The 23,811-nt window shown below is 67.4% G+C and carries 22 protein-coding genes; 6 read left to right on the top strand and 16 right to left on the bottom strand.

Features of this window, described 5'->3' with window-relative positions; translation table 11 throughout:
- Window positions 1-48 precede the first annotated feature (48 nt).
- The 3 genes from EGT29_RS16245 (at window position 49) to EGT29_RS16255 (ending at window position 2,859) form a co-directional block, all read left to right on the top strand.
- Window positions 49-1,017 (top strand): tripartite tricarboxylate transporter substrate binding protein, encoded by a 969-nt coding sequence (locus EGT29_RS16245; protein WP_161567839.1) that lies wholly within the window; start codon window positions 49-51, stop codon window positions 1,015-1,017.
- A gap of 183 nt (window positions 1,018-1,200) precedes the next feature.
- A complete protein-coding gene (locus EGT29_RS16250; protein WP_124689957.1) occupies window positions 1,201-1,902 on the top strand; it encodes a 4-carboxy-4-hydroxy-2-oxoadipate aldolase/oxaloacetate decarboxylase in 702 nt (233 codons plus the stop codon).
- An 81-nt stretch (window positions 1,903-1,983) separates the two neighbouring features.
- On the top strand, window positions 1,984-2,859 hold the full coding sequence (locus tag EGT29_RS16255) for an amidohydrolase (protein ID WP_124689958.1): 876 nt from the start codon (window positions 1,984-1,986) through the stop codon (window positions 2,857-2,859).
- A 102-nt stretch (window positions 2,860-2,961) separates the two neighbouring features.
- Here the strand turns inward: EGT29_RS16255 and dapA are convergent, their stop codons facing one another.
- The 9 genes from dapA to EGT29_RS16300 form a co-directional block, all read right to left on the bottom strand.
- The gene (dapA, locus tag EGT29_RS16260; protein ID WP_124689959.1) at window positions 2,962-3,855 is read right to left on the bottom strand and encodes a 4-hydroxy-tetrahydrodipicolinate synthase; all 894 of its coding nucleotides are present in this window, start codon (window positions 3,853-3,855) and stop codon (window positions 2,962-2,964) included.
- A 23-nt stretch (window positions 3,856-3,878) separates the two neighbouring features.
- On the bottom strand, window positions 3,879-4,649 hold the full coding sequence (locus EGT29_RS16265; protein WP_238160017.1) for an ABC transporter ATP-binding protein: 771 nt from the start codon (window positions 4,647-4,649) through the stop codon (window positions 3,879-3,881).
- 35 nt (window positions 4,650-4,684) lie between these two features.
- Window positions 4,685-5,086, bottom strand: a complete 402-nt coding sequence (locus tag EGT29_RS16270) for a VOC family protein (protein ID WP_124689961.1) — start codon at window positions 5,084-5,086, stop codon at window positions 4,685-4,687.
- A 38-nt stretch (window positions 5,087-5,124) separates the two neighbouring features.
- Window positions 5,125-5,940: an ABC transporter permease gene (locus EGT29_RS16275; protein ID WP_124689962.1), complete on the bottom strand. Its 816-nt coding sequence runs from the start codon at window positions 5,938-5,940 to the stop codon at window positions 5,125-5,127.
- Window positions 5,937-6,491, bottom strand: coding sequence for a VOC family protein (locus EGT29_RS16280; protein WP_124689963.1), 555 nt, complete (start codon window positions 6,489-6,491; stop codon window positions 5,937-5,939). The genes EGT29_RS16275 and EGT29_RS16280 overlap by 4 nt, the downstream gene beginning before the upstream one ends.
- A gap of 9 nt (window positions 6,492-6,500) precedes the next feature.
- Window positions 6,501-7,505 carry an ABC transporter substrate-binding protein gene (locus tag EGT29_RS16285; protein WP_124689964.1) on the bottom strand — a complete coding sequence of 335 codons (1,005 nt, stop codon included), beginning with the start codon at window positions 7,503-7,505 and terminating at the stop codon, window positions 6,501-6,503.
- A 51-nt stretch (window positions 7,506-7,556) separates the two neighbouring features.
- Entirely contained in the window at window positions 7,557-8,492 is a 936-nt protein-coding gene (locus EGT29_RS16290) for a fumarylacetoacetate hydrolase family protein (protein ID WP_124689965.1), read from the bottom strand.
- 249 nt (window positions 8,493-8,741) lie between these two features.
- Window positions 8,742-9,425: a GntR family transcriptional regulator gene (locus EGT29_RS16295; RefSeq protein ID WP_124689966.1), complete on the bottom strand. Its 684-nt coding sequence runs from the start codon at window positions 9,423-9,425 to the stop codon at window positions 8,742-8,744.
- A gap of 137 nt (window positions 9,426-9,562) precedes the next feature.
- Complete coding sequence (locus EGT29_RS16300; protein ID WP_124689967.1) at window positions 9,563-10,756, bottom strand: urate hydroxylase PuuD; 1,194 nt, start codon at window positions 10,754-10,756, stop codon at window positions 9,563-9,565.
- A 238-nt stretch (window positions 10,757-10,994) separates the two neighbouring features.
- On the opposite strand from EGT29_RS16300, the gene EGT29_RS16305 reads away from it, so the two are divergent.
- The 3 genes from EGT29_RS16305 (at window position 10,995) to EGT29_RS16315 (ending at window position 13,627) form a co-directional block, all read left to right on the top strand.
- The gene (locus EGT29_RS16305) at window positions 10,995-11,588 is read left to right on the top strand and encodes a DUF2242 domain-containing protein (RefSeq protein WP_124689968.1); all 594 of its coding nucleotides are present in this window, start codon (window positions 10,995-10,997) and stop codon (window positions 11,586-11,588) included.
- Between the two features lie 69 nt (window positions 11,589-11,657).
- Window positions 11,658-13,139: an NAD-dependent succinate-semialdehyde dehydrogenase gene (locus EGT29_RS16310; protein WP_124689969.1), complete on the top strand. Its 1,482-nt coding sequence runs from the start codon at window positions 11,658-11,660 to the stop codon at window positions 13,137-13,139.
- On the top strand, window positions 13,136-13,627 hold the full coding sequence (locus tag EGT29_RS16315) for a GNAT family N-acetyltransferase (protein WP_124689970.1): 492 nt from the start codon (window positions 13,136-13,138) through the stop codon (window positions 13,625-13,627). The genes EGT29_RS16310 and EGT29_RS16315 overlap by 4 nt, the downstream gene beginning before the upstream one ends.
- A 22-nt stretch (window positions 13,628-13,649) precedes the next feature.
- Here the strand turns inward: EGT29_RS16315 and EGT29_RS16320 are convergent, their stop codons facing one another.
- The 7 genes from EGT29_RS16320 to rimP form a co-directional block, all read right to left on the bottom strand.
- On the bottom strand, window positions 13,650-15,350 hold the full coding sequence (locus EGT29_RS16320; protein WP_124689971.1) for a methyl-accepting chemotaxis protein: 1,701 nt from the start codon (window positions 15,348-15,350) through the stop codon (window positions 13,650-13,652).
- A gap of 194 nt (window positions 15,351-15,544) precedes the next feature.
- Entirely contained in the window at window positions 15,545-17,365 is a 1,821-nt protein-coding gene (gene typA, locus EGT29_RS16325) for a translational GTPase TypA (protein ID WP_124689972.1), read from the bottom strand.
- The gene (gene truB, locus EGT29_RS16330; RefSeq protein WP_124689973.1) at window positions 17,362-18,300 is read right to left on the bottom strand and encodes a tRNA pseudouridine(55) synthase TruB; all 939 of its coding nucleotides are present in this window, start codon (window positions 18,298-18,300) and stop codon (window positions 17,362-17,364) included. Before truB ends, typA begins: the two co-directional genes overlap by 4 nt.
- A gap of 33 nt (window positions 18,301-18,333) precedes the next feature.
- Window positions 18,334-18,801 carry a 30S ribosome-binding factor RbfA gene (gene rbfA / locus EGT29_RS16335; RefSeq protein WP_124689974.1) on the bottom strand — a complete coding sequence of 156 codons (468 nt, stop codon included), beginning with the start codon at window positions 18,799-18,801 and terminating at the stop codon, window positions 18,334-18,336.
- 17 nt (window positions 18,802-18,818) lie between these two features.
- The gene (gene infB, locus EGT29_RS16340) at window positions 18,819-21,722 is read right to left on the bottom strand and encodes a translation initiation factor IF-2 (RefSeq protein ID WP_124689975.1); all 2,904 of its coding nucleotides are present in this window, start codon (window positions 21,720-21,722) and stop codon (window positions 18,819-18,821) included.
- 44 nt (window positions 21,723-21,766) lie between these two features.
- The gene (nusA, locus tag EGT29_RS16345) at window positions 21,767-23,245 is read right to left on the bottom strand and encodes a transcription termination factor NusA (RefSeq protein ID WP_124689976.1); all 1,479 of its coding nucleotides are present in this window, start codon (window positions 23,243-23,245) and stop codon (window positions 21,767-21,769) included.
- Complete coding sequence (gene rimP / locus EGT29_RS16350; RefSeq protein ID WP_124689977.1) at window positions 23,242-23,751, bottom strand: ribosome maturation factor RimP; 510 nt, start codon at window positions 23,749-23,751, stop codon at window positions 23,242-23,244. Before rimP ends, nusA begins: the two co-directional genes overlap by 4 nt.
- Between the last annotated feature and the right edge of the window lie 60 nt (window positions 23,752-23,811).

The raw sequence follows: 23,811 nt of genomic DNA on the forward strand, positions 1-23,811 counted from the left end.
GCGGGCAGGCGACCCGTCGCCACCCCCTCCAACGATTTGAGGACGACAATGATCCGTACCCTGCTTGCGCGCCTGTGTCTCGGCGCCACCGCCACCCTGGTCGCCGCCGGCGCCCAGGCCCAGGAATTCCCCACCAAGCCGCTGCGCCTGATCGTTCCCTTCGGGCCCGGCGGCGTTGCCGACGTCACCGCCCGCATCGTCGCCCAGGGCCTGGCCGAGAAATTCGGCAAGCCGGTCGTGGTCGAGAACATGCCCAGCGCCGGCGGCATCACCGGCGCCGTCACCGTGACGCGCGCGACGCCCGACGGCCACACGCTCTTCCTGGTCAGCAACCAGCAGGCCGTCAGCCCGTCGCTGTTCAAGTCGCTGCCCTACGATCCGGTCAAGCAGCTCGCCATGGTTTCCATGGTCGGTTCGTTCGACATCGTCATGGCCGTGGACCAGAGCAGCCCGCTGCGCACCGTCGCCGATGCCATCGCCGCGGCCAAGAAAGATCCGCAGCACTTCAACCTCGGCACCATCGGCGTCGGCAGCACCCAGCACCTGTCGGCCGAGATGTTCCGCTCCATGGCCGGCCTGGACGTGCCCACCATTCCGTTCAAGTCCAGCGGCGAGGTCCTGAGCGCGGTCAAGGGCAAGAGCGTGCAGGTCATGTTCGAGACCGTGCCCGCCGTGATCGGCAACATCAAGGGCGGCAGCCTGCGCGTGCTGGGCGTGGGCTCGGTCAAGCGCGGCCAGCTGTTCCCCGACACCCCGACCATCGCCGAAACCGTGCCGGGCTATACCGCCGTCTCGTGGAACGGCTTCGCCGCTCCCGCCGGCACGCCGCCCGCCATCGTCGACAAGCTGAACGCCGCCGTCCGCGAAGTGGTCAAGGATCCGGCCATCAACAAGAAGCTGGTCGAAGTCGGCATGATTCCGCAGACGAACACGCCCAAGGAATTCCAGGAATTCCTGGTGACCGAGATCGCGAAGTGGAGCAAGGTGATCGACGCGGCAAAAATCGAAAAACAGTAAAGGGATAGTCCCCCCCTACGCGCTTACGCGCGCCCCCCAGGGGGCGAAACTGGCGGACCGGCGGAGCCGGATCCGCGGTTTCCTGGGGTACCAATGGGCTGGCGATGACAGGCGTCTTGTTGGCAGGGCTGGCTGGTAGTGGTGGACACGATGCGACGTGTTGCTTAACGGTTGGAGAAAAGAATGCTGGGTGTAGTCGTACGAAAGAAGCCGGCGCTGCCCGAGGGCGCGGCCGAGAAGCTGGCTGCGCAGGGCGTGGCCACGGTGCATGAGGCCCAGGGGCGCAGCGTCGGCCTGATGCGGCCTTATATGCGTCCGATCTACGCGGGCGCGTCGATCGCCGGGCCGGCGGTGACGGTGCTGGCGCAGCCGGGCGACAACTGGATGCTGCACGTCGCGGTCGAGCAGTGCTCGCCGGGCGACATCCTGGTCGTGGCCTGCACCACCGAGAATGCCGACGGCATGTTCGGCGACCTGCTCGCCACCTCGCTCAAGGCACGCGGCGTGCGCGGCCTGGTGATCGACGCCGGCGTGCGCGACGTGGCCACCCTGACCGCGATGGGCTTCCCCGTCTGGTCCAAGGCCATCAACGCCCGCGGCACGGTCAAGGCCACCATCGGCTCGGTCAACGTGCCCATCGTCTGCGGCGGCGCGCTGGTCAACCCCGGCGATGCCATCGTGGCCGACGACGACGGCGTGGCCATCGTGCCCAATGCCCAGGTCGCCACCGTCATCCAGAAGGCCGACAAGCGCGTGCAGGAAGAGGAAGGCAAGCGTGCCCGCCTGGCTTCCGGCGACCTCGGCCTGGACATCTACAACATGCGCCCCAAGCTGGCCGAGGCCGGCCTGCGCTACGTCGACTCGCTGGACGAACTGAACGGCTAAGGCCGTCCACCCCCGGGGGAAGACCCGTCTCCACCGGACGCCGCGGCTAGCCGCGGCAGTCCCCGAACCTGAAGCTGAACCATGAAAACCTGCGCCGCACCCGATCCGAATCCCGTCAAACCGCGCGAGGCCCTGCCGGCCGGCGCGTGCGATGCCCACTGCCACGTCTTCGGCCCCGCCGACAAGTTCCCGTACGCGCCCGACCGCAGCTACACGCCGCCCGACGCCCCCTTCGAGCGCCTGCGCCAGCTGCATGACTTCCTGGGCCTGGACCGCGCGGTGATCGTGCAGGCCAGCTGCCACGGCGACGACAACACCGCCATGCTCGACGCCATCGCCCGCAGCGAAGGCCGCTATCTGGGCGTGGCCATCGTCAACGGCTCCGAGACCGACGAGCAACTGGCCGACATGGACGCCGGCGGCGTGCGCGCGGTGCGTTTCAATTTCGTCCAGCACCTGGGCGGCGCACCCGACCTGGAAGTCTTCGACAAGACCATCGAGCGCCTGGACAGCCTGGGCTGGCACGTCGTGCTGCACCTGGACGCGCAGGACATCCTGACCTACAGCGACCGCATCAACCGCATCAACGTGCCCTTCGTGATCGATCACATGGGCCGCGTGCAAGCCGCCAAGGGCCTGGACCAGGAACCCTTCCGCGCCCTGCTGGAACTGATGAAGAACCCCCTGGCCTGGGTCAAGGTGTGCGGCGGCGAGCGCGTGTCCGTGGGCAAGCGCCCCTTCGCCGACGCCGCGCCCTTCGCCGCCAGGCTGATCGAGGCCGCGCCGGACCGCGTGCTGTGGGGTACCGACTGGCCGCACCCGAACATCTCGAAGGACATGCCCAACGACGGCGAACTGGTCGACCTGATGCTGGACTTCTGCCCGGACCCCGCCCTGCGCCGCAAGCTGCTGGTCGAGAACCCCGAGAAGCTGTACCGCTTCAAGCCGCTGGCCTGAACCCCGCGCGCTGACTGACAACGCTTTACCCTCGGCCCCGGACGTGCGGATATCGCGCCCCGGGGCCATTCATTTGGGCCTGCCGCCCCGAGGGCCGGTCCTTCAGGCCGCCGCGCGGATCCGCTCCACCACCGCGGCCAGGTCCGCGCGGACCTTCTCGCTCAAGCCGGCGATGGGTGGACGCGCCGGACCGGCATCGCGGCCGGCCAGCGCCATGGCCTCCTTGATGACCACCGGGAACGATCCCCAGGCCCAGGCCGCGCGCAGCGGCGCGAACACGTTGGAGATGCGCAGCGCCTCGTCGTGGTTGCCGGCCTTCAGCGCGTCGTACATGCTGACCATCAGTTCGGGAAAGACGTTGGCCGCCGGCGAGATCGTGCCCTGCCCGCCATGGAACATCATGGCCAACGCCACCGTGTCGCGTCCGGAGAACAGCAGCGCGGGACGCGGCGCGGTCAACAGATACTCCACCGACTGGGTCAGGTCGCCGCTGGAGTCCTTCATCCCCACGATGTTGTCCGCGGCGCGCATGCAGCGCACCAGCGTGGCCGGCTGCACGTTCACGCTGGTGCGTGGCGGGTTGTTGTACAGCATGACCGGCAGCCGGGTGGCGCGCGCGACCGCCGTGTAGTGCTCGACCAGCTCGTCCTGCGACGGCTGCGCGAAATACGGCGTGATGACCAGCGCCAGGTCCACGCCCAGGGCTTCGGCGGCCTTGGTCAGTTCGATGGACTTGCGCGTGGTCGCGCCGCCGGTGCCGGCATACAGCGGCACCCGGCCGTCGATGGCCCGCATCGACAACTCCAGCAGCCGGATGTGTTCGTCGGTGTCCAGCGCGAAGAACTCGCCCTGGCTGCCCGCCACCGAGATGCCGTGCACCCCGGCGCGGATGTAGCCCTCGATCAGTTCGCCCACCCTGGCCTCGTCCAGGCGGTGGTCGCGGGTGAAAGGCGTGGCCATGGCCGGCACGACGCCGTGGAACTTCGAAATCTGCATGTGAACTCCCGTGTAGGACGATCTCAGTCGCCGACGCCCATCAGGCGGCCCAGGCGGCCGACGTATTGCCCGAAGGCGGCTTGTTCCTTGGTGGTGCGCGGGTCGCGCGGACGCGGCAGGTCTATCCGCATGTCCTCGACGATGCGCCCCGGGCTTTCGCTCATGACCAGCACCCGGTCGGACAGGAAGACGGCTTCGGCGATGCTGTGCGTGATCAGCAGCACCGTCTGCCGCATCTCCTGCCAGAGCCGCAACAGCTCGACGTTCAATTGGTCGCGCGTAAGCGCGTCCAGCGCGCCGAAGGGCTCGTCCAGCAGCAGCACCTTGGGATGCGTGATCAGGATCTGCCCCAGCGCCGCGCGCTGGCGCATGCCGCCCGACAGCTCATGCGGATGGTTGCGGCGGAACCGCTCCAGCTTGAGCACCGGCAGGATCTGCTCGACCCGGCGGTCGATTTCGGCGGGCGCCACGCCCGCCACCTCGGCCGCCAGCCGGATGTTGGCCTCCACCGTTTCCCAGGGCAGCATGTTGTGGGTCTGGAACACCACCCCCACATCGCTGGACATGCGCGTCTGGGAATGTCCGAACACCCGGATCTCGCCCCCCGCGTCGGGCTGGATCAGGCCGGCGACGATGCGCAGCAGCGTGCTCTTGCCGCAGCCGCTCGGCCCCAGTATGGATACGAATTCCCCTCGTGCGATGGAGAAATCGACCTGGTCGAGCGCCCGCACGCCGTTGCGCGAACGGAAGGTCTTGGCAGTCCGCTCGACCTGGACGGCGGTCTCGGTCCGCACGGCGCCCGCATCTCCGCCCGTCATGGCGGCGGCTCTCACTTGCGCGCCCCGACCCAGCCCCCCTCCGAGATGTCGAACACCACGCCGTCCAGGTCGCGGAACTTCATCTCGTAGTACAGGCTTTTCTTGTCGTGCGGCAGGTCCATGAAGAAGGTACCGCCGTACTCTTCGATGCGGCGCCGCTGTTCGTCCAGGTCGTCGACCCAGAAGCCGAAGTGGTGGGTGCCCACCCAGTCCTTGCCGCGGTCGTGGCCGGCGGCATCGTCGGTCTTGTAGTTGAGCAGCGCGAGGCAGATCGTACCGTCCGACAGGTACACGCCATCGGCCAGCGGCGAATGCGTGGGTTCGATGATCTCCAGCCCGAATACCTCGCTGTAGAACTTGGCGGCCTTCTCGGGATCGGGAACGGCAAGGGCGATGTGACGTAGCTTGGCCATGCGAAATGCTCCTGAAAGATATGAGATGGATGCGGGACTCAGAAGCCTCGCCACCAGATGCGCTTGGCCGCCAGTTCGACCAAGAGATACAGCAGGCCGGCCACGGCCGACACGACGATGAGCGCGGCGAACAGATAGTCGGTCCGGCCGTTGGCATTGGCCTCGAGGATCAGGTGGCCCAGGCCGCTGTCCGATCCGACGAACTCCCCCACGATGGCGCCGATGACCGCCAGCGGCATTGCCGAGCGGCATCCGTCCATGATGGAGGGCAGCGCCGCCGGCACGTACAGGCGGCGGAACGTCGTCCAGGCCGGCGCGCGGATGGCCTTGAAGTGCTCGATCAGATGGGCGGGCGTGCCGGCCAGTCCGCCCATGGTCGCGATCACGACCGGGAAGAAGGCGAACAGGAAGGCCATCAGGATCTTGGACGCCGATCCGTAGCCGAACCAGATCACCATGAGCGGCGCCAGCGCGATCTTGGGCAGCCCCTGGAACACCACGACCAGCGGATACAGGGCCCGCCGCAGCAGCGGCATCGCATGGATGGCCACCCCCAGCGCGATGCCGCCCACGACCGCGATCGCGAAACCCGCCAGCACCTCCTGGGTCGTGACCCAGGATTGCAGGACCAGCGTGGCACGGTTGGTCCACAGGCTTTCCAGCACCTTGGATAGCGGCGGCAGCAGGTAGGGCTTGATGCCGAACATGTCGACGGCCCGCTCCCATAGCAGGGCCAGCAGCAGGCACAGCACGGTGGGGTCGATCACGCGGCGCCAGGTATCGCCGGATGGCAGCAGCCAGGACGCGCGCCGCTCGGCGGCGGGCAACGTGGTGGGTTGTACGTGCGCGTTCATGCCTGCCCCTCCTGGTCCCCGCCGCCTCGGGGCCCCCAGTCGGGGGCCGGCACGACGAAGCGGGAAAAATGCCATTGATCGAAGGCCGCGAGATCGTTCCGCCACACCCGCGCGACATGCGGCTGCTCGGGCGTGACCTGCACCATTTCCGCGTAGAACTCGCAGTAGTTGCCGTCGGGATCCTTGAACACCAGGAACAGGTTCTCGCCCGGCCCGTGCTTGCCTATGCCGCGCACGATCTCGATGCCCTGGTCCTGCAGGTAGCGCGCCGCCTCTTCGATCTCGGCCAGGGAACCCAGCTCGTACGAGAAGTGCTCCATGCCCGGGCGCCCCGGCGCGTAGGTGGCCTCGCGCAGGGGGCCGCCGGCGGGAATCTGCGCCAGCGCCAGATCGTGGTGGTCGTGGCCGCAGCGCAGGAACGCCATCTGGTCCTCGATGTAGTCCGAGACCTCCAGCCCGACGATATCGGTATAGAAACGCACCGAGGCCGCGAGATCGCGCACGTTCAGTACGACATGCCCCAGCCTGCGCGGGCAAGGTCGAGTCGCCATGCTTGCCTCCTACTTCAGCAGATCGTTGGTGTAGGTGTCCTGCGGCTTGATCTTGCCGTTCAGGCCGAAGGCCTTGTCGACGAACTGCACCGTCGAACGCATGCGGTCCTCGCGCAGGTAGCCCAGCCCCTTGTCCTTGGCCTGCGGATCGACCAGCAGGTCCGCCATGTCGCGGATCTGGGCCAGGGCCACGCTCCGGTCGGTGACGGGGAACATCTTGACCATGAGATCGGCCGCCCGCTCGGGATTGGCGAAGGCGTATTCATAGCCGCGGTAGGAAGCCTTCAGGAACTTGCGCACCATGTCGGGCCGCTTGCGGATGGTGTCCTCGCTGGCGGCGAAACCGCTGCCGTAGGCATCCAGGCCGAAGTCGCTGTATTCGATCCAGCCCAGCGGAACGCCGGCCGCATCGGCCTGCTTCTGCGTGACGGCGCGGTTGCTGGCGCGCCAGCATTCGGCCAGGTCGATGCGGCCTTCGATCAGCGAGGCATCGACGACGGCCGGGTCCATGCGCAGCAGCCGGATGCTGTCGCGCGGCTGGCCGTTCAGCTCCAGCCATGCCGGCACCACGTTGTGGACCGGCGAAGCCGAGCCTCCGCCCAGCGTCAGCCCTTTCATGTCGGCGGGCGACTTGGGCTTGTGCCGCCGGGTATCGAAGCAGATGCCGGCTGGCCAGCGCGTGTTGAGCGCGCCCACCATCCGGATCTTGCCGCCATTGGACCGGTTCAGGACCAGGCTGATGGGATCGACGTAGCCGAACTCGTACTGCCCCTGGTCGAGTTCGTTGGCGGTACGGTTGCCGCCATAGCCACGCTGGATGTTGACGTCCAGGCCCGCTTCCTTGAAGTACCCGAGTTCCTGCGCGACGATCACGCCCACGGAGCTGCCCTGGGGCAGCCAGGCCATGTTGTAGGCGACCTTCTCCTGGGCGTGCGCCGCGCTTGCCCAACCGATCAGCGCGGCCAGGCCCAGTGCCCGGCCCCACGCCGCGAAACCTTGCTTGCAGGGTTGCATGTCTTCTTCTCCATACGTCGTACAGCGAATGACCACGACTACCCAGCGCGCTCAGACCTTTTCGGCCTGCACCTGGTTGGACAGACGGCCGATGCCGTCGACGGAAGCGACCATGGTGTCGCCGGCCTTCAGATAGATGCCCCGCCCCATGCCCACGCCGGTGGGCGTGCCGGTAGCCACGACGTCGCCCGGTTCCAGCGTGACGATGGTGGACAGATAGGCGATCTGCTCGCGGACGGTCCAGATCATGTTGGCGGTGCTGTCCTGCTGCATGGGCTCGCCATTGACGTCCAGCCTGAGCTGCACGGCCTGCGGATCCGGAATCTGCCAGGACGGCACCAGCCACGGTCCCAGCGGAGCGAACGTGTCGTGGCACTTGCCCTGGAACCAGTCATGCTTGAAGGGATAGTCGGACCGCACGTTCAGGTCGCGCGCCGACACGTCGTTCAGGATGGTGTAGCAGGCGACGTGGTCCAGCGCCCGCTCGGCCGAGACGCGCCGGCACCGCGTGCCGATGACGGCCGCCAGTTCCACTTCCCAGTCCAGCATGGCCGTTTCCGGCGGCAGCTGGACCACGTCGCCATCGCCCACCACGGTGTTCGACAGCTTCAGGAACATGTAGGGCTTGCTTTGGGATTTGGCGGCCAGGACGGTGCCCATCTCGTTGGCATGGGCCGCGTAGTTGGAGGCGGCGCAGAAGATGCGCTGCGGCACGTAGGGAGCGGCCACCGTGTGTTCGCCGGCGGGCACCGGGCGGATCGCGCCGGAGGCGACCAGGCGCTCGGCCACGGGACCCGCCTCGCGCAGCCAGGGGGCGGTTTGCGGCCAGGCTTCCAGCATGCGGCCGACGCCGCCGCGGCAGGCTTCGGGCAGGGCCGGCAATCCCGCCGCCAGGGCGGCGTCCAGGTCGTACAGGCGCTGGTCCAGGACCAGGGCGGGCGCCAGCCGGTCGGACCGGCGGTAAGTGGCAAGGGCAATCCAGGACATTCCACAACTCCTTTGTTGATGAACTCCGGCACAGCTTTGCATTCACTTTCCATAAATTGTGTGCAATTTTATTTTCCAGCACGCAAAGTGGTCAAGAAAATGTGCATAGGGGGAAACGCGCAGAAAAAAGTGCCGGATGGGAGGAGATGGGAAAGGTGGCGGCAGGACGGGGCCCCGCGATGCGGAGCGGGACCGCCAGGCCCGGGAGGCAAACGCACGGCGTTCAGGACGAACGACCGGAGGGAGCGTTCAGGCGGCAGAGACGGAAGGATGGAGCTCGCGGCCGAAATGCTGCAGGACATTCATCGCGGAATTGGCCGCATGGCTGTGCATGGCCAGCGCCGCGGCGTCGCCGTCGTGCTCGAGCAGGGCCTTGACCAGGGCTTCGTGCTCGACGTGGGAATGCTGCAGCCGGTTCTCGGCCACGAAGAAGCCCTGCGCGCGGAACGGCGCCAGCCGCTGGCGCAGCCCCAGCGCGATTTCCTGCAAGGTCTTGTTGCGCGCGCCCGCGTAGATCAGCGCGTGGAATTCCTCGTTCAGGGCGGCATAGGCCTGCGCATCCCCCCGCGCCACCGCGTCGGTCGCCTGCTGGTGGATGAATTCGATCCGCTTGCGGTCGCTGGGGGCCGCCCGCAGCGCGCACAGCTTGGCGCACAGCGCCTCGACCTCGCCCGAGGCCTCGAACAGGCCGTCGAGGTCGGACTCGGCCATGACCGCGACGGAGAAACCGCGCCGCGGCAGGTATTCGACCAGCCGGGTCGAGGCCAACTGGCGCAACGCGTCCCGGACCGGGCTGCGCGACACATTGAAGCGGGTGGCGATGGATTGTTCGTCCAGGCGTTCGCCGGGCTGGAAGCGGCCGCGCACGATTTCTTCGGCCAGTTGATCCGCCACGGTCTGCGAGAGCGTCTTGCCGGGTCCTTTGTCCGTCATCTGGGAACCTTGTGCGATGGCTGCATCGACTCGAAAATTGTCTACAAAAACAATCTACCGCATACAATTTTAGCACCAGCGACGAGAAAAAAGGGGCTGCCGCGCAGCCCCTTCTTCGCCCCATCCCGCCGGCGACGTCAGTGTACCGGCGCGCCCTCCTGGAACCAGCGCGCCAGCAGGGCCCGCTCGTCGTCGGTCATGCCGGTGGCGTTGTTCAGCGGCATGGTCTTCTGCACCACGGCCTGCTGGTAGACCACCTGCGCATGGGATTTCAGCATCTCAGGGGTCTGCAGCTGTATGCCCTTGTTCGCCAGTTGGGCGTTATGGCACATCACGCATCGCTGCGCCACCACCTGCTGGACCTGTCCGATGCCCTGGGCGCCCAGCGGCGCCGGCGGCGCGGCGCCCTTGCCCAGGCCGGGCGGCGCGATCGCCACGGCCACCCCCAGCAGCAGCGCGATGCCCGCCGCCGGATACCAGGGGTTGGTGACGCCCTTGTGCCGCAGCACGAAGAACTGGCGGATCAGGGCGCCCGCCAGCATCAGGACGATCAGCACCAGCCAGTTGTGGGGAGCGGAATAAACCATGCTGTAGTGGTTCGACAGCATGGCGAACAGCACCGGCAGCGTGAAGTAGGTGTTATGGACGCTGCGCTGCTTGCCCAGCTTGCCGTGGACGGGGTCGACCGGCTCGCCCGCGCGCATGGCGGCGACGACCTTGCGCTGCCCCGGAATGATGACCATGAGCACGTTGGCGCTCATGATGGTGGCGATCATGGCCCCCACGATCAGGAAGGCCGCGCGCCCCGCGAACAAATGGCAGGCCAGCCAGGCGGACGCCGCCACGAACAGCGCCACCGCGATGCCGACCTTGCGGTCCGCGCGCTCGTCGGTGCCCGCGACGCGGCAGATGATGTCGTACGCCAGCCAGCCCACCACCAGGAAGCACAGCGCCGCCACCACCGCGGCCACGGGGCCCCAGTCGAACACGTTGCGGTCGATCAGGTAGGTCCGGGCGTTGAACAGGTACAGCGCCACCAGCAGCGCGAAGCCCGACATCCAGGTGGAGTAGCTTTCCCAGTAGAACCAGTGCAGGTGCTCGGGCAGGCGCTTGGGCGCGACGAGGTACTTCTGCGGGTTGTAGAAACCGCCGCCGTGCACGGCCCAGAGTTCGCCCGAGACGCCCTTCTCGATCAGTTCGGGATCCTGCGGTTTCAGCAGGCTGTTGTCGAGCCAGACGAAGTAGAACGAAGACCCGATCCAGGCGATGCCGGTGATGATGTGCAGCCAACGCAGCAGCAGATTGGCCCAATCAAGAATGTAGGCTTCCATGCCCTTCCTGCCAGAGAGCAATGCTCACCACTGCGGGCGCTGTGAGCAGGACGGGTCGCGCCAGATGCCAAGCGCCGCGGCGACCGTACAATAAACGGGGGCCTGACGGCCCCCCTTGTTACGCTTTGCATCTTCACCCGGCGCGCCGCGGCTTGTCAATATCGTCCGCCGGCGCCCCGCGGCCCCTGGGAATGGAACTTGCGGCACCCGCGCGCCGGGCTTGTACAGGAGGTACGCGATGATGTTCGTCTCCCGCCTTCGGCTGTTCGCCGTGTGCGCGGCCGCGGCCGGCGCAGTGGCCGCCGGTTGTTCCCATCCCAACGATCCGCTGGCCTATACCCGCAACGAATTCGCCCGCACCGACACCTACTCGCGCGCCTATCCGAAGGCGCCGGAAATGGTGTGCGAGGCCGGCAAGCGTTCGCTGCTGAGCCAGGGATACACGCTTGCCGACGCCAGCGCACGCTCGCTCGAGGGGCACAAGCAGTTCCAGAGCGGCGACAATTACAAGGAGATCACCTTCCGCCTCGTCTGCGAACCCGACCATGCCGGGACCACCCAGTCGATCGCCTTCGTCAACGCGGTCGAATCGACCTTCGCGCTGAAGAAGACCAACAACTCGGCCAGTGTCGGCGTCGGGCTGCTGGGCTCGGTGTCCATGCCCTTCACCTCGTCGGACGACTCCATGGTCAAGACCGGCAGCGAGACCATCGCCTCGGAAGATTTCTACAGCCGCTTCTTCGCGCTACTGGAACAGTACATGCCGTCCGCCTCGCCGGCGCCAACCGCTCCCGCCCCCAAGGCGCCCGAGGGGCAAACCAGGTCTCCCTAGGCGCGGGCGGCCATCCGCTAGAATGGTCGCGATGCTCCAGAACGGAGCCCCACGCCCGGAGACCAGTCCATGGATCGCCCTGCCGCCCCGCCCCAACTGGCGGATTCCCGTCTTTTCAGAAACCAGGCCTACATAGGCGGCGCGTGGGTGGATGCCCGGGACGGCGCCACCTTCGCGGTCGACAATCCGGCCGACGGCAGGACACTGGCCCGCGTCGCCGACCTGGACGGCTCGCAGGCCGAGGAGGCCATCGCCGCGGCCCAGGCCGCGTTCGGCCCGTGGCGGGCCCGCACGGCAAAGGACCGGGCCGCCATCCTGAGGCGCTGGTTCGAGCTGATCCTGGCGCATGCCGACGACCTGGCGGCGCTGATGACGCTGGAACAGGGCAAGCCGCTGGCCGAGGCCAAGGGCGAGGTCGCCTATGCCGCCTCGTTCGTCGAATGGTTCGCCGAACAAGGAAAACGCATCGCCGGCGATACGCTGGCGCCCGTGGCCGCCGGCACGCGGATGCTGGTGCTGCGCGAGCCCATAGGCGTGTGCGCGGCCATCACGCCGTGGAATTTCCCGCTGGCCATGATTACCCGCAAGGCCGGTCCGGCGCTGGCCGCCGGCTGCACCATGGTGCTCAAGCCCGCCGAGCAGACCCCGCTGTCCGCGCTGGCGCTGGCGGAACTGGCGCATCGCGCCGGCCTGCCCGCCGGGGTGCTGAACATCGTGACGGCCGACAGCGAACGCTCCATCGCCGCCGGCAAGGCGCTGTGCGCGAGCCCGGTGGTGCGCAAGCTCACCTTCACCGGCTCCACGCCGGTGGGCCGCATCCTGATGCAGCAAAGCGCTCCCACCATCAAGAAGCTGTCGCTGGAGCTGGGCGGCCTGGCACCCTTCATCGTCTTCGAAGACGCCGACCTGGACGCCGCCGTGGACGGCGCGATCGCCTCCAAGTACCGCAACGCCGGGCAGACCTGCGTCTGCACCAACCGCTTCTACGTGCACGACAGCATCTATGACGCCTTCGTCCGCAAACTGGCCGAGCGCACCGGCGGCCTGACGGTGGGTAGCGGCTTCGACGCCGGCGTCGCCCAGGGCCCGCTGATCGACGAGGCCGCCATCGCCAAGGTCGACCAGCACGTGCAGGACGCCGTGAGCAAGGGCGCCCGGATCCTGGCGGGCGGCAAGCGGCACGCGCTGGGCGGCCGCTTCTACGAACTCACGGTGCTGGCCGACGTGTCCGAGGACATGCTGTGCATGCGCGAGGAAACCTTCGGCCCGGTCGCTCCCGTGGTCCGCTTCCGCGACGAGGCCGACGTCATCCGCCTGGCCAACGACACCGAGTTCGGGCTCGCCTCGTACTTCTACAGCCGCGACATCGGCCGCATCTTCCGCGTGGCCGAGGCGCTGGAATACGGCATGGTCGGCGTCAACACCGGCCTGATCTCGAACGAGGTCGCCCCCTTCGGCGGCGTCAAGCAGTCGGGCCTGGGCCGCGAGGGCTCGGTCTACGGTATCGACGACTACCTCGAGATGAAGTACGTGTGCCTGGGCGGGATATGAGCGCGCATGCCACGGTCAGGCCGGCGCGGCTGGAGGACGTCGCGCCCATCCTCGCCCTGATGCGCGGACTGGCGGAATACGAAAACCTGACCCACCTGTTCCTGGCCCGCGACGAAGACCTGCGGGACGCCTTGTTCGGGCCGCATCCGGCCGCGGAATGCCTGGTGGCGGACGTGGAAGGCGACGTGGTGGGCTATGCCCTCTTCTTCCACAACTATTCCACCTTCCTCGGCCGCCGGGGCCTGTACCTGGAGGACTTGTACGTGGCCCCCGACCAGCGTGGCCGGGGGCTGGGCAAGCGCCTGCTGCGCGCCCTGGCCGCCCTGGCGGTGGAACGCCGCTGCGGCCGTTTCGAGTGGAGCGTGCTGGACTGGAACCAGCCCGCCATCGATTTCTACGAGGCCATGGGCGCCGACGTGCTGCCCGAGTGGCGCATCGTGCGCGTCACGGGCGAGGCCCTGGCGCGACTGGGATCGACGACCGGATGAATCCGCCGCCAGGCTCCCGGGCCTAGACCCGGAACACCCCCACCATCCGATCCAGCCGCTCGGCCATCTCGCGCATTTCCTCGGCCGAGCGGGCTGTCTCGCCCATGGCGGCCGTGGTTTCCTCCACCATCTGGGCGATGCTCTCCACCTGCTGGGCGATCGAGGTACTGGCGGCCGATTGCTCCTTGGTCGCATGGGCCACTTCGCGCACGCGCTCGAGCGAGGTGTCCGCGCTGGAGCTGATCTCGCGCAGCGACACCGCCACTTCGTCGGCCAGGCTGGTGCCTTCGGCCACCATGGGCAGAATGTGCTCCATCGTCACGGTGGACTCGGCCGTTTCGCGCTGGACCGCGCTGACCATTTCCTCGATTTCCACCGTGGCCGACGACGTGCGCTCGGCCAGCTTGCGGACCTCGTCCGCCACCACGCTGAAGCCCCGGCCCTGCTCGCCGGCCCGGGCGGCCTCGATGGCCGCGTTCAGGGCCAGCAGGTTGGTCTGTCCGGCGATTTCCTTGATCGAGGCGGCGATGGAATTGATCTGCACCGCCCTTTCCTCCAGGCCGCGGATCTTGTGCGAGGCCTCGCCCACCGCGCTGGCGATGCGCTTCATGCTTTCGGCCGCGCTCATGACGCGGGTCTCGCCATCGCGGCATTTCTCGGCCACACCCTCGGAATTGTGCTGGGTCTGGCTGGCCGCATCGGAGATATGGGCCACCGACACCGTCAGTTCCTCGACCGCCGCGGCCATCGAGGACGTCGCATCGCTCTGCTGGACCGCCGCGGCGGAGACCTGGTTCACCGATTCGGCGATGCGATGGGCGTCGCGCTTCATGGTGGCGGCTTCCTCGCGGACCCGCGCGATCAGGTTGCGCACGGACTCCGACATCCGGGCGAAGCCGTCCAGCAGGCTGCCCGGCTCGGCATCCGGCAGCTTCTGGCTGAGATCACCGCCGGCGGCGCGGCGCATGATGTCGAGCACGGCACGCGGCTCGCCCCCGATCTGCCGGATGACGCCGCGGGCGATGAGGCCGCTGGCCAGCAGCAGGACCACCGCCAGCGCGAGTGCCGTGCCGATGCCGGTGACGAGCCGGCGCGAGATGACTTGGTCCAGGTCGTCGATGTACACGCCGGTGCCGATCACCCAGTTCCAGGGCTGGAAATGCTTGTAGATGTTCAGCTTGGGCACGGGCTCCGTTTCGCCGGGCCGGGCGAACAGGATGCGCATGGTGCTCTGCCCACCCCCATCGCGCATGGCGGCCATGCGCTCCTGCATGGCCACGCCCGGATCGCGCTTGTCGCCCGAGCGGGTGATGGCGTTGGAGCCGGCCAGCGCGGGATTGCCCCCGTTCATCACGATCAGGCCCTGCTCGTCGGTGACGAAGATGTATTCGGCCTTGCCGTTGCCGCCGCCATAGCGCAAGCCCTGCAGCGCGGCCTTGGCGGCCTCTTGCGCCTGCTGCTGGGTCAACTGCCCCTTCTGCTGCTGTTCCTGGTAGTGGTTGACGATCCCCCAGGCGCCCTGAGCCACGGCCAGGATCTCCGACTTCTTGGCCTCGAGCAGCAATTGCCGCTCGCTGTAGACGGACCATCCCTGAACCGCCAGCAGCAGCACCACCGCCAGGGCCACCAGGGCCGCCAGCCGGCCCTTCAGCGACGACCGGGCCGTCAAGGACACCGGGGCGGGACGTGTCTCGCCGCCGGAAAAACCACTCGTATCATGCATTACCGCGCTCATTCGATCCCCTTGCACGCGACCCGCCGGGGCATGGCGCACCGGCGCGGCGACGAAAACTCACTCAAGCCATTAACGGCATGCCCGGCGGGATCTGTATGGCGGAACACGGGATCGGGCCAGCCGGCAAACATGAAAAAAGGGGAGCTTACGCTCCCCTTTTCCCTGGCTTTGCCGACGGCCCGTCAGGCGGCTTCGCGGCTGGCCCGCTTGCGGTCGTGCTCTTTCAGGTGCAGCTTGCGCAGACGGATGTTCTTGGGCGTGATCTCGACCAGTTCGTCGTCGGCGATGAACTCCACCGCGTACTCCAGCGTCAGCTGGATGGGCGGAACCAGGCGCACGGCCTCGTCCGTGCCCGAGGCGCGGACGTTGGTGAGTTGCTTGCCCTTGATCGGGTTGACCACCAGGTCGTTGTCGCGGCTGTGGATGCCGATGATCATCCCTTCGTACAGCGCCTCGCCGGGCGAGACGAACATGCGGCCGCGATCCTGCAGCTTCCACAGCGCGTAGGCCACGGCATCGCCGTCTTCCTGGCTGATCAGCACGCCGTTGTGGCGCTCGCCCAGGGTGCCGTCGCGCACCGGAGCGTATTCGTCGAACACGTGGCTGATCAGGCCCGTGCCGCGCGTCAGCGTCATGAACTCGCCCTGGAAACCGATCAGGCCGCGAGCGGGAATGCGGTACTCCAGGCGGGTGCGGCCCTTGCCGTCCGAGGCCATGTCCAGCAGCTCGCCCTTGCGACGGCCTAGCTCTTCCATCACCGAGCCCTGGTGGCCGTCCTCGACGTCCACCGTCAGCAGTTCGAACGGCTCGCACTTGACGCCGTCGATATCCTTGAAGACCACGCGCGGACGCGAAACCGCCAGTTCATAGCCTTCGCGGCGCATGTTTTCCAGCAGGATGGTCAGGTGCAGTTCGCCACGGCCCGACACCTCGAACACGGTGTCGTCGCCGGTATCGCGCACACGCAGCGCCACGTTGGACTTGAGTTCGCGGTCCAGGCGGTCGCGCAGCTGGCGGCTGGTCACGAACTTGCCTTCGCGGCCGGCCAGCGGCGAGGTGTTCACGCAGAAGTTCATGGTCAGGGTCGGTTCGTCGACCTTGATCATGGGCAGGGCCTCGGGCGTGTCGGGCGCGCACACCGTGCAGCCGATGCCCAGCTCGTCGATGCCGTTGATCAGGACGATGTCGCCGGCCTGCGCCTCGGGAACGATCTCGCGCTCCAGGCCACGGAACTTCAGCACCTGGTTGACGCGGCCCTTGATCGGGTTCCCTTCGGGACCGAACTTGATCACCACGTCCTGCAGCGGACGCACGCGCCCGCGGGTGATGCGGCCCACGCCGATCTTGCCGACGTAGCTGGAATAATCCAGCGACACGATCTGCAGTTGCAGCGGACCGTCGGCGTCGTCGTTGCGCACCGGCACCTTGTCCAGGATCACGTCGAACAGCGGCTTCATGTCGCCGCTGCGCACTTCCTCGGTCAGGCCCGCGTAGCCGTTCAGGCCCGAGGCGTAGACCACCGGGAAGTCGAGCTGCTCTTCGCTCGCGCCCAGCTTGTCGAACAGGTCGAAGGTCTGGTTGATGACCCAGTCCGGACGGGCACCCGGGCGGTCGATCTTGTTGATCACCACGATGGGCTTGAGGCCAAGGGCCAGGGCCTTGCGCGTCACGAAACGGGTCTGGGGCATCGGGCCCTCGACCGCGTCGACCAGCAGCAGCACGCCGTCCACCATGGACAGCACCCGCTCGACCTCGCCGCCGAAGTCGGCGTGCCCCGGGGTGTCCACGATGTTGATGTGCGTGCCTTCGTATTCGACCGCGCAGTTCTTGGCCAGGATCGTGATGCCACGTTCCTTTTCGATGTCGTTCGAGTCCATGACCCGTTCGGCTATCTGTTCGTTCTCGCGGAAGGTGCCCGCCTGCCGCAGCAGCTGGTCCACCAGGGTCGTCTTGCCATGGTCCACGTGGGCGATGATCGCCACGTTGCGCAATGCGCGTGTCATGTCGTTTCCTTGAATGAAATCAATCTGTCGGGCTGCAGCCAGCCGTCCTCGCAGCGAGCCGTTCCCAGGAATCCACCGTCCGGTCCGGCAACCCGGACCTTGCCTGCATCTGTCTCGGCGGCCGCCGTGCCGGTTGCATCGCCGGCGACCATTCTTTCCTTGCGTCCCTGCATGAAGCGCCGGGCCGCCGCGGCGTCCAGCCGCACGACCGGCAGGTCGGCCAGCAGCGACTCGATCGGCAGCAGCGCGCCGGCCGGATCGGCCAGGGCTTCCAGCCGCTCCAGCGTCCAGGCCTGGGCCAAATCGAACCCCGCCGTGCGCGTGCGGCGCAGCGCCGTCAGGTGCGCGCCGCATCCCAGCGCCCGGCCGACGTCCTGCGCCAGCGTACGGACGTAGGTGCCCTTGCTACATGCGACGTCGATCGTCGCCGATCGTCCGGACAGCGACAGCAGCCGCAATCCATGAATCGTGACCTGCCTCGGTTCCCGCTCCAGCTCGACGCCCTCGCGCGCGTATTCGTACAAGGGCTTGCCGTCGCGCTTGAGCGCCGAATACATGGGCGGCACCTGCGAAATCCTGCCGACGAAGCGTGACAACACGTCGAGCATCCCCGCCTCGTCCACGGCCGCCGCGGGATCCTGGCCGGGGAAGCCGACCGGCACGCCCGTACGGTCGCCGCTGTCGGTTTCCTCGCCCAGCGCCAGCGTGGCGGTATAGCTCTTGTCGGCATCGAACATCCCGCCGGAGAACTTGGTCGCCTCGCCGAAGCACAGCACCATCAGGCCTGTCGCGAACGGATCCAGCGTCCCGGTATGCCCCGCCTTGCGCGCATCCAGGATGCGCCGAGCGCGCTGCAAGGCATGATTGCTGGACAAGCCCTCGGGTTTATCCAGCAACAACACACCATCCAGCGCACGCCCGCGTCGGGAAGCCATCGCAATCGTCGGAAAAAAAGGACGCGGCGCGGCTTACGCGCGGTCGTCGTCAGGAGCGGACGGTTCTGCCGGCGCGATACCCTCGCGCGCGTCCTGGCCGGCCTGGCTGGATTCGGCCAGTTCGTCGGCCTTGACGCCCGGCGTATTGGCCTGGGCGATCAGCCGGTTCATTTCCATGCCGCGCGACATCTGGCGGTCGTGGAAGAAATGCAGCGTGGGAACGGTGTGGATGTGCAGTTGCTTGAACAACAGCGAATGCAGCCACCCCGCTTTTTCATTCAGCGCGGTTTCAGCCTGGGACGGCTCGGCGCCCATGACGGTGAAATACACCTTGGCATGGGCGTAGTCGGGCGTCAGGTCCACGCCCGTAAGCGTGACCAGCCCGGCGCGGGCCGTATCGACCTCGCGCTGGATCATTTCGGCCAGATCCTTCTGGATCTGGTCGGCGAGCCGCTGGTTGCGGCCGCCGCCGGGGAGCTTCTTCTGCCTGTGACGACTCATCTGCCTGCACGTGCCCCTTACAGGGTACGCGCCACTTCCTTCACCTCGAACACCTCGAGCTGGTCGCCGATCGCGATGTCGTTGTTGTTGCGCAGCGTGATACCGCAATCGAAGCCGGACTTGACTTCCCGCACGTCGTCCTTGAAGCGGCGCAGCGAATCGACCTCGCCGGTCCACTGGACCACGTTGTTGCGCAGCAGGCGGACCTGCGAATTGCGGCGGACCACGCCGTCGAGCACCATGCAGCCCGCGATGTTGCCGATGCGGGACACGTTGTAGACCTCGCGGATCTCGACCAGGCCGATGACCTCTTCGCGCTTCTCGGGGGCCAGCATGCCCGACATGGCCGACTTCACGTCATCCACGGCGTCGTAGATGATGTTGTAGTAGCGCACGTCGATGCCGTTGTTCTCGGCCAGCTTCTTGGCGCTGGCATCCGCCCGCACGTTGAAGCCGATGACGACCGCCTTCGAGGCGATGGCCAGGTTGATGTCGCTTTCCGACACACCGCCGACCGCCGCGTGCACGACCTGCACGCGCACCTCGTCGGTGGACAGCTTGGTCAGTGCCTGGACCAGTGCTTCCTGCGAACCCTGGACGTCGGTCTTGACGATGAGCGCCAGCGTCTGCACGCCCTCGCCCATGTTGTCGAACAGCGACTCCAGCTTCGCGGCCTGCTGGCGAGCCAGCTTGACGTCGCGGAACTTGCCCTGGCGGAACAGCGCGATTTCGCGCGCCTTGCGCTCGTCGCTCAGCACCATCAGCTCGTCGCCGGCGGCCGGGACCTCGGTCAGGCCCTGGATCTCGACCGGAATGGACGGACCCGCTTCGGCAATCGGCTTGCCCACTTCGTCCAGCATCGCGCGCACCCGGCCGAAGCTCGCGCCGGCCAGCACGGCGTCGCCGCGCTTGAGCGTGCCGCTCTGGACCAGGATGGTCGCGACCGGGCCGCGGCCCTTGTCCAGCTTGGCTTCGATGACCAGGCCCTTGGCCGGCGCATCGACCGGCGCCTTCAGCTCCAGGACTTCGGCCTGCAGCAGTACCTGCTCGAGCAGTTCGTCGATGCCGGCGCCGGTCTTGGCAGACACGGGCACGAAGGGCGAATCGCCACCGTATTCTTCCGGCACGACTTCCTCGGCCACCAGTTCCTGCTTGACGCGGTCGGGGTTGCTCTCGGGCTTGTCGATCTTGTTGATCGCCACCACGATGGGCACGCCTGCCGCCTTGGCATGGTGGATGGCTTCCTTGGTCTGGGGCATGACGCCGTCGTCGGCCGCCACCACCAGGATCACGATGTCCGTGGCCTGGGCGCCGCGCGCCCGCATGGCCGTGAACGCCTCGTGGCCCGGGGTATCCAGGAAGGTGACCACGCCGCGCTCGGTTTCCACGTGGTAGGCGCCGATGTGCTGCGTGATCCCGCCCGCTTCGCCCGAGGCGACCTTGGCGCGGCGGATGTAGTCCAGCAGCGAGGTCTTGCCGTGGTCGACGTGGCCCATGACGGTCACGACCGGCGCACGCGGCATTTCCACGGCGTCCGAGGCCGGCGCCTGGTCCAGGAAGGCTTCGGGATCGTCCAGCTTGGCCGCGATCGCGGTGTGGCCGAGTTCCTCGACCACGATCATGGCCGTTTCCTGGTCCAGCACCTGGTTGATGGTGACCATCTGGCCCATCTTCATGAGGACCTTGATGGCCTCGGCCGCCTTGACCGCCATCTTGTGGGCCAGGTCGGCCACCGAAATGGTCTCGGGCACGTGCACTTCGCGCACGATGTTCTCGACCACCTGCTGTGTCTTCTGGTCCTGGTGCCGGTTCCGGCCACCGCGGCCACCGCCACGCCAACCGTCGCGGCTGGCGCCCGGGGCATCGCCGCGGGTCTTCAGGCCCTTCTTGCGCGAGGCATCGTCGGACCAGGTCGAGGCAACGGCCCCGGCCTTCAGGACCTTCTTGCCCGGCGCGGCCTTGTCGTCCTTCTTGGCGGCCGGCGCGGCCTTGCTGTCCCCGGCGGCGGCCTTCGCGGCCGGCTTGTGCAGCGTACCGGCGATCGGCGCCGTCGGGGCCGCGGCCGGCGCAGGCGCCGGCTGCGGAGCATGCAGGACCTTGTTGCGCGGACGGCTGAGCATCTCGCGCAGCGCGGCGGCCTCGGCCTCGGCGGCACGGCGCGCCTTGTCACGCGCTTCCGCGGCCTTGGCATCGGCCTTGCGCATTTCTTCCGCCTTCTTGCGGGCCTCTTCGGCCTTGACGCGCGCCGCTTCGGCGCTCGACGCAGCCTGGCTTGCTACGACATCGCTCACTGCAGCCCCTCCCTCGGGCACGGCAGGGTGGGTGGATTGGGCAGCGGCCGCCTCGGCGGCGGCATGCTTGGCTTTCTCGGCTTCAGCCGCGGCTTCCTCGGCTTCCCTAGCAGCGCGCTCGGCGGCCAGACGGGCCTGCTCCTCGACTTCGCGCAGGCGCGCCTCGGCCTCGCGGCGTTCGCGTTCCTCGGCCTCGGCGCGCTCGCGCGCCTGCGCCTCCTGCTGCTCGCGCTCGAGGCGCTCGGCTTCCTGGGCCTCGGCTTCCACCTGGCTGGCGCGCACCTCGTCCTCGGGACGGGCCTGGCCGGCTTCCAGCTCGGCGCCGTCGCCGGCATCGCGCTTGATGAAGACGCGCTTCTTGCGCACCTCGACCTGGATCGTGCGGGCCTTGCCGGTGGCATCGGCCTGCTTGATCTCGGACGTCTGCTTGCGGGTGACCGTGATCTTCTTGCGGTCCTCGGACGCACCATGGGCACGGCGCAACGATTCGAGCAGTTGTGCCTTGTCGCTTTCGGTGACGGTATCGTCGACCGACTTGATGCTTACTCCCGCGGCGCGCAGCTGCTCCAGCAGTACGTTGGCGGGCAATTTCAGCTCGGTTGCGAACTGGGCGACAGTGTTACTCGACATTCGTTTCTCTTCCCCGGTGTGGCTGATCGACGGTATGGGCAAACTCAAGCCTGCTCGAACCAGTGCGCGCGCGCACGGACGATGAGCTGCTTGGCCTGCTCTTCATCGATGCCGGTCAACTCGATCAGTTCGTCGACGGACAGGTCCGCCAGGTCGTCGCGCGTAAGCACCTGGCCTTCCGCCAGCTTGGCGGCCAGCTCGGGCGTCACGCCTTCCAGACTCAGCAGATCCTGCGCGGTCTCGACCCGCTCTTCCTGCGCGATGGCCTCGGTCAGCAAGGCATTGCGGGCACGATTGCGCAGTTCGTTGATCGTGTCCTCGTCGAAGGCTTCGATCTCCAGCAGTTCCTGGATCGGAACGTAGGCGATTTCCTCCAGGCCCGTGAAGCCTTCCTCGATCAGGATGTCGGCCACTTCCTGGTCGACGTCCAGCTTGGACATGAAGGTTTCGCGCAGGGAGCTGTGCTCCTGCTCCTGCTTGGCCTGGCTTTCGTCAGGCGTCATGATGTTGATCTGCCAGCCGGTCAGCTCGGACGCCAGGCGCACGTTCTGGCCGCTGCGGCCGATGGCGATCGCCAGGTTGTCCTCGTCGACCACCACGTCCATGGCATGGCGGTCTTCGTCGACCACGATGGACTGGACGTTGGCCGGCGCCAGCGCGCCGATCACGAACTGCGCAGGATCCTCGGACCATAGCACGATATCGACCTGCTCACCGCCCAGCTCGTTGCGCACCGCCTGCACGCGCGAACCGCGCATGCCGACGCAGGTGCCGATCGGGTCGATGCGGCGGTCGTGGGCGACCACGGCAATCTTGGCGCGCACGCCGGGATCCCGGGCCGCGCCCTTGAGCTCGAGCAGGCCCTGCTCGATCTCGGGCACTTCGTTCTCGAACAGCTGGGCGATGAACAGCGGCGTGGCGCGCGACAGGATGATCTGCTGGCCGCGGGCCTGGCGATCGATGCCCTTCAGGTAGGCCCGCACGCGGTCGCCCACGCGCAGGTTTTCCTTCGGGATCATTTCCGATCGCGGCAGGCGCGCCTCGACCTTGCCGATCTCGATGATGGCGTCGCCCTTGTCCATGCGCTTGATGGTGCCGGACACGATGGATTCGCCGCGCTCCAGGAAATCGTTCAGCAGCTGCTCGCGCTCGGCGTCGCGGATCCGCTGCAGGATGACCTGCTTGGCGGCTTGCGCGCCGATGCGGCCGAACTCGATGGGCTCGAGCGCCTCTTCGACGTAGTCGTCCAGTTCGATGTTGGGCACGACTTCGCGCGCTTCCGACAGCAGCGTCTGCTGGTCGGGCATCTGCAGGCCGGCTTCGTCGGGCACGACCAGCCAGCGGCGGAACGCCTCATGGTCGCCCGTCTCGCGGTCGATCGCGACACGAATGTCGACATCCTCTTTGTAGAGCTTCTTCATGGCGGAGGCCAGCGCGCTCTCGAGAGCACCGAACACCACGTCGCGCGTGACGTTCTTCTCGCGCGCCAGCGCGTCCACCAACAACAGAATCTCGCGGCTCATGGCTTTTTGCCCCTGAAATTCAGAACCGGATCCAGCTTGGCCCGCTCGATCTCGTCGAGCGTGAACCGCAGTACCTGGATATCCCCTTCCTTTGCTTCGAATTCGATGCCGAACGTCTCGGGTTCGGCGCCTTTGTCTGTCCCATCCGCCTGTGCGGCCGGATCGGGGTCCGGAACGACCAGCGTGCCGGCGAAAACCTTGCGTCCCTCGAACGGCAGGCGCAGCTTGATCTGTGCGCGCTCGCCGGCGAACCGGGTAAAGTCCCTGGCGGTGCGCAGCGGACGATCGGTGCCCGGCGAGCCGACTTCCAGTCGCGCGTAGTCGATGTTCTCGACCTCGTAGACCCGCGACAACTGGCGCGAGACCGCTTCGCAGTCCTCGATGCGCACCCCGCCTTCGCGATCTATCGTGACACGCAGCAGCCCCTGCCCGGCGCGTTCCACGTCGACCAGTTCAACCCCCAGGCCCGCCAGGGATTGTTCGGTAAGCTGAAAAAGATCTGCCATGCCTCGTTATGCGCCCTCGTTCGTGAACGGCATGCCTGGCATGCCGCCGTGTATCGGCCG

The organism is Pigmentiphaga sp. H8 (assembly GCF_003854895.1).
GTDB lineage: Bacteria > Pseudomonadota > Gammaproteobacteria > Burkholderiales > Burkholderiaceae_B > Pigmentiphaga.

Coding starts and splice junctions, on each gene's coding strand:
- nusA (WP_124689976.1), bottom strand. CDS start 23,245: ATGAGCCGCGAGATTCTGTTGTTGGTGGACGCGCTGGCGCGCGAGAAG.
- EGT29_RS16305 (WP_124689968.1), top strand. CDS start 10,995: ATGATGTTCGTCTCCCGCCTTCGGCTGTTCGCCGTGTGCGCGGCCGCG.
- EGT29_RS16255 (WP_124689958.1), top strand. CDS start 1,984: ATGAAAACCTGCGCCGCACCCGATCCGAATCCCGTCAAACCGCGCGAG.
- rimP (WP_124689977.1), bottom strand. CDS start 23,751: ATGGCAGATCTTTTTCAGCTTACCGAACAATCCCTGGCGGGCCTGGGG.
- typA (WP_124689972.1), bottom strand. CDS start 17,365: ATGACACGCGCATTGCGCAACGTGGCGATCATCGCCCACGTGGACCAT.
- EGT29_RS16250 (WP_124689957.1), top strand. CDS start 1,201: ATGCTGGGTGTAGTCGTACGAAAGAAGCCGGCGCTGCCCGAGGGCGCG.
- dapA (WP_124689959.1), bottom strand. CDS start 3,855: ATGCAGATTTCGAAGTTCCACGGCGTCGTGCCGGCCATGGCCACGCCT.
- EGT29_RS16270 (WP_124689961.1), bottom strand. CDS start 5,086: ATGGCCAAGCTACGTCACATCGCCCTTGCCGTTCCCGATCCCGAGAAG.
- EGT29_RS16275 (WP_124689962.1), bottom strand. CDS start 5,940: ATGAACGCGCACGTACAACCCACCACGTTGCCCGCCGCCGAGCGGCGC.
- EGT29_RS16310 (WP_124689969.1), top strand. CDS start 11,658: ATGGATCGCCCTGCCGCCCCGCCCCAACTGGCGGATTCCCGTCTTTTC.
- truB (WP_124689973.1), bottom strand. CDS start 18,300: ATGGCTTCCCGACGCGGGCGTGCGCTGGATGGTGTGTTGTTGCTGGAT.
- EGT29_RS16300 (WP_124689967.1), bottom strand. CDS start 10,756: ATGGAAGCCTACATTCTTGATTGGGCCAATCTGCTGCTGCGTTGGCTG.
- EGT29_RS16290 (WP_124689965.1), bottom strand. CDS start 8,492: ATGTCCTGGATTGCCCTTGCCACTTACCGCCGGTCCGACCGGCTGGCG.
- rbfA (WP_124689974.1), bottom strand. CDS start 18,801: ATGAGTCGTCACAGGCAGAAGAAGCTCCCCGGCGGCGGCCGCAACCAG.
- EGT29_RS16280 (WP_124689963.1), bottom strand. CDS start 6,491: ATGGCGACTCGACCTTGCCCGCGCAGGCTGGGGCATGTCGTACTGAAC.
- EGT29_RS16285 (WP_124689964.1), bottom strand. CDS start 7,505: ATGCAACCCTGCAAGCAAGGTTTCGCGGCGTGGGGCCGGGCACTGGGC.
- EGT29_RS16315 (WP_124689970.1), top strand. CDS start 13,136: ATGAGCGCGCATGCCACGGTCAGGCCGGCGCGGCTGGAGGACGTCGCG.
- EGT29_RS16295 (WP_124689966.1), bottom strand. CDS start 9,425: ATGACGGACAAAGGACCCGGCAAGACGCTCTCGCAGACCGTGGCGGAT.
- EGT29_RS16320 (WP_124689971.1), bottom strand. CDS start 15,350: ATGCATGATACGAGTGGTTTTTCCGGCGGCGAGACACGTCCCGCCCCG.
- EGT29_RS16245 (WP_161567839.1), top strand. CDS start 49: ATGATCCGTACCCTGCTTGCGCGCCTGTGTCTCGGCGCCACCGCCACC.
- infB (WP_124689975.1), bottom strand. CDS start 21,722: ATGTCGAGTAACACTGTCGCCCAGTTCGCAACCGAGCTGAAATTGCCC.